Source organism: Streptosporangium sp. NPDC003464, from assembly GCF_053588315.1.
Map to the genome: position 1 here is coordinate 1 of NZ_JBSFPS010000450.1, position 4,281 is coordinate 4,281.

2 protein-coding genes and 1 pseudogene are annotated in these 4,281 nt (G+C 71.7%); all 3 read right to left on the reverse strand.

Annotated features, from left to right (window positions below):
• Positions 1-2,561, reverse strand: a 2,561-nt coding sequence (locus ACWDS7_RS46875; protein ID WP_451934577.1) for an Rne/Rng family ribonuclease, incomplete at its 3' end; no start/stop codon positions are given.
• Between the two features lie 95 nt (positions 2,562-2,656).
• Positions 2,657-3,436 (reverse strand): TIGR03936 family radical SAM-associated protein, encoded by a 780-nt coding sequence (locus tag ACWDS7_RS46880; RefSeq protein WP_451934578.1) that lies wholly within the window; start codon positions 3,434-3,436, stop codon positions 2,657-2,659.
• 103 nt (positions 3,437-3,539) lie between these two features.
• A pseudogene (locus ACWDS7_RS46885) lies at positions 3,540-4,190 on the reverse strand (TIGR03960 family B12-binding radical SAM protein); the annotation flags it as partial.
• Positions 4,191-4,281 lie beyond the last annotated feature (91 nt).

A 4,281-nucleotide genomic window follows, 5' to 3' on the forward strand; every position in this document is an offset into this window, starting at 1 on the left:
GTCCACCAGGTGCCCGACGTCGGTGATGTTGCGGCAGACGACCACCCGCACCCGCTGCCGTTGCAGCACTCGCAGACGGTGGAGAAGGCCTCCAGGAGGCCCTGTCCGACCCGCTTACGCGTCATCTGCACCAGACCCAGGGAGGTGACCTCGGCGACCTGGTGCTTGGTCCGGTCACGGGCCAGGCACTCCAGCAGCCGCCGCAGCACCAGATCGCGGTTGTTCTCCAGCACCATGTCGATGAAGTCGATGACGATGATGCCGCCGATGTCCCGCAGCCTGAGCTGGCGGACGATCTCCTCGGCCGCCTCCAGGTTGTTGCGGGTGACGGTCTCCTCGAGGTTTCCGCCCTGGCCGGTGAACTTGCCGGTGTTGACGTCGACCACGGTCATGGCCTCGGTCCGGTCGATCACCAGCGAACCTCCGCTGGGCAGCCAGACCTTGCGCTCCATCGCCTTGGCGATCTGCTCGTCGATCCGGTAGGCGGCGAAGACGTCACTGCCGTCCTCCCACCGGGAGAGCCGGTCGGCCAGGTGCGGAGCGACATAGCGGACGTATTCGTCGACCGTCTCCCACACGTCGCCCGCCACGACCAGCGAGGTGAAGTCCTCGTTGAAGACGTCACGGACCACCCGGACGGTCAGGTCGGGCTCGGAGGACAGCAGCTCCGGCGCGCTGGCCGACTTGGCCTTGCGCTGGATGTTCTCCCACTGGGCCGACAGCCTGGCCACGTCACGGCCGAGCTCCTCCTCCGACGCGCCCTCGGCGGCCGTGCGGACGATGACCCCGGCGTTCTCCGGCATCACCTTCTTCAGAATGCTCTTGAGGCGGGTGCGCTCCTTGTCGGGGAGCTTGCGGCTGATGCCGGTCATCGAGCCGTCGGGCACGTAGACCAGGTAACGGCCGGGGAGGCTGATCTGCGAGGTGAGCCGGGCGCCCTTGTGCCCGATCGGGTCCTTGGTGACCTGCACCAGCACCGACTGGCCGGACTTCAGCGCCACCTCGATCCGCTTGGGCTGGCCCTCCAGCCCGGCGGTGTCGAAGTTGACCTCACCGGCGTACAGCACCGCGTTGCGGCCCTTGCCGATGTCGACGAACGCCGCCTCCATGCTCGGCAGCACGTTCTGCACCTTGCCGAGGTAGACGTTGCCCACATAGGACTGGCTCGCCTCACGGTTGACGTAGTGCTCGACGAGGACGCCGTCCTCCAGCACCGCTATCTGGGTCCGGCCACCGGTGCGGCGCACCACCATCATGCGCTCGACGGACTCCCGGCGGGCCAGGAACTCCGACTCGGTGATGATCGGCGGACGCCTCCGGCCGAGCTCGCGGCCTTCCCGGCGGCGCTGCTTCTTGGCCTCCAGGCGGGTCGAGCCGCGCACGCTCTGCACCTCGTCCGCCGAGGTGCTGCGCCCGGCGCGGGGCGCGCGGATCCGGACCACCGTGTTCGGCGGATCGTCCTGGACCTCGCCCGCCTCCTCGGTGCCCCTGCGGCGGCGACGGCGACGGCGACGGGAACTGCCGCCCTCCGCGTCCTCGTCGTGCTCGGCCTCGGGCGCCGCCGTGTCCTCGGACTGCTCGGAGTCGTCGTCCTCGGTCTCGTCCAGCTCACGCGTCTTGCCCCGGCCGCGGCCGCCCCTGCGGCGGCGGCGACGGCGGCCACCGGCCTCGTCGTCGCCGTCGGTGTCGTCGTCCTCGGGCTCCTCGGCGGTCTCCGCCTCGACCTCGGCGGGCTCCGGCTCGGGCTGCGCCACAGGCTGCTGCGCCGGGGCCGGACGGACGGCGGGCTGCTCGGCCCGGTAGGGATCGGGTGCCTGGAACAGCGGCTGGAACACCGCCGCCGGCGCCTGGAAGGTCACCGAGGGGACCTCGGCGCGGTCCTGGACCGACAGCCCGAACGGGTCGACGAACAGCCCCGGCCGCTCTTCGGTGACGTCCTCACCGGCGGGCTCGTCGTCCAGCGCCTCGTCGGCGGGCATCGTCAGCAGCAGCGCCGCCGCGACCTCCTCGGCCTCGGCCGTGCTGATGTCGACGATCGGCTCCGCCGCGACCGGCGGCGCCTCCTGCTGGACGGCCTTCTTGCGGGTACGGCTGCGCTTGACCGGCGCGGGCGCCTCCTCCGCCGTCGGCTCGGCGGCCGGCACGGGGCTGTCCTGCGCCACCGGCGCGGGGGTCTCCTCGGCGGCGGGCGCGGCGGCCTCGGGGGCCGGCTCGGGCTCCGCCTTCTTGGCGCGGCTGCGCCGGGTGGTGGTCGTGGCGGCGGTCGTGGCCGCCTTGCGCCGGGTGGCGCGCTTGGGCGCCGTCTCCTGAGCCGCCTCCGGCTCGGGCGCCGTCTCCTGGACCGCTTCCGGCTCGGGCGCCGTGGTCACCGCCGCCGGGGCCTCCGGCTCCGGCGCGGAAGGCCGCTCCACGGCCGCCGCCACCGGCGGGGCGGTCTCCGGCTCCTCCGGCGGAGGTCCGGCGGGCCGGCTTGCGGCCCGCCGACGGCGTGTCGGCTGTGTCTGTTCTGTCATATCCCCGCCGGGGCCATTGGCCCCGACGTTGGGCTCGTTGTCGAGCATGCGGGCGCTCTCCCGTCAGCTCCCGGGCGCGTCTCCGCGCCGCACAGGAGCTCTCGTCTCTCGCTGTACGCCGGGCCTGGGCCCGGCGCCAAGTCCTATAGGTCGCCGCCGACGTACGGGCCCACCGGTTCCGTTTCGCCGCCGCGCGTAGTGTCGCGGTCAAGGTCGAACGGATCGGCGGGCTTACCGGTGCGCACGTCCAGCGGTCCCTGCGCCAGCCTGGTCACCTCGGGGGGCACCGGCGGCGCGAAGTCAGCCACAAGTCGCAGTCCAGTAAGAACGTCGTCGGGTCGAACGGCAGGAGTTGCGTGCCGTACAACCATGCGAAGTATGACACATGGCTGACTGGACGCCTGACCTGCTGTTGTCTCAGTTCCCTCAATAACCCCGAGGCTCAGCACCGCCTCACGCGCGTCGAAGCGGCGCGGCCCCTTCTTGGTGAGGCGCTCCACCTCGACTCGCTCGGTGGTGAGAAACCGCTCGACCGCCACCCCGGCGAGGGCGGGGTCGGCCTCCGGGAGCCGCACCTCCCACGCAGAGCACTCCAGCCGGTCGGCCAGGCTCCCGGCGCCCGCCTCGACGACGTCGAGCACGTCGAGACCGTGCGGGAGCGAGGTGTCCAGGGCGGCATGGAGCCGGCCGGGGTCACACTCGCGCGTCACGGCGATCTCGAGGTATTCGGCCTCGCTGGCGACTCCGGTGGGTGCGGCCGCGCCCACGTAGGAGATTCTGGGGTGGGGTGAGAAGCCCGCGCTGAACGCCACCGGCACGTCGGCGCGCCGGACCGCGCGTTCCACGGCCCGGGAGATGTCACGGTGGCTGGTGAAGCGCAGGCGTCCGCGCTTGGCGTAGCGGACACGCAGGCGCTGCACCACGGGCGCGGGCGGAGGCCCATCAGGAGCGGGTTTCAGGGTGGTGTCGTCCTTCCCAAGTCGTGGTCGTCAGTTCAGGATAGGCCGTGCTCACGCACGGCCTATCTCAGACAACCGTCAGTGGCAGCAGCTTCTTCCCCGTCGGCCCGATCTGGATCTCGGTGCCCATGGTGGGGCAGACGCCGCAGTCGTAGCACGGGGTCCAGCGGCAGTCCTCGACCTCGACGTCGCTGACGGCGTCCTGCCAGTCCTGCCAGAGCCATTCGCGGTCGAGACCGGCGTCGAGGTGGTCCCAGGGCAGCACCTCGTTCTCCTCGCGCTCACGCGTGGTGTACCAGTCGACGTCGACGCCGACCTTGGCCGCGGCGTCCATCCAGCGCTGGTAGGAGAAGTGCTCGCTCCAGCCGTCGAACCGGCCGCCGTCCTCCCAGACGGCCCGGATGACCTTGCCCACCCGGCGGTCGCCCCGGGAGAGCAGGCCCTCCACGATCGAGGGCTTGCCGTCGTGGTAGCGCAGGCCGATGGCCCTGCCGTACTCCCGGTCACCGCGCAGGGCGTCCTTCAACGCCTTGAGCCGGTGGTCCACCGTCTCGTGGGCGGCCTGGGCCGCCCACTGGAACGGGGTGTGCGGCTTGGGCACGAAACCGCCGATGGAGACCGTGCAGCGGACGTCACGCGACCCGGTGGCCTCGCGACCCGCCTTGATGACCTTCTTGGCCAGGTCCGCGATGCCCAGGACGTCGGCGTCCTCCTCCGATGTTGGCCGGGATCGCCAGCGTCGTGTAGACGAGGATCGGCGCGGTGAGGTTGGGCAGGATCTCCTTCAGCAGGATGTGCGCTCCCATGGC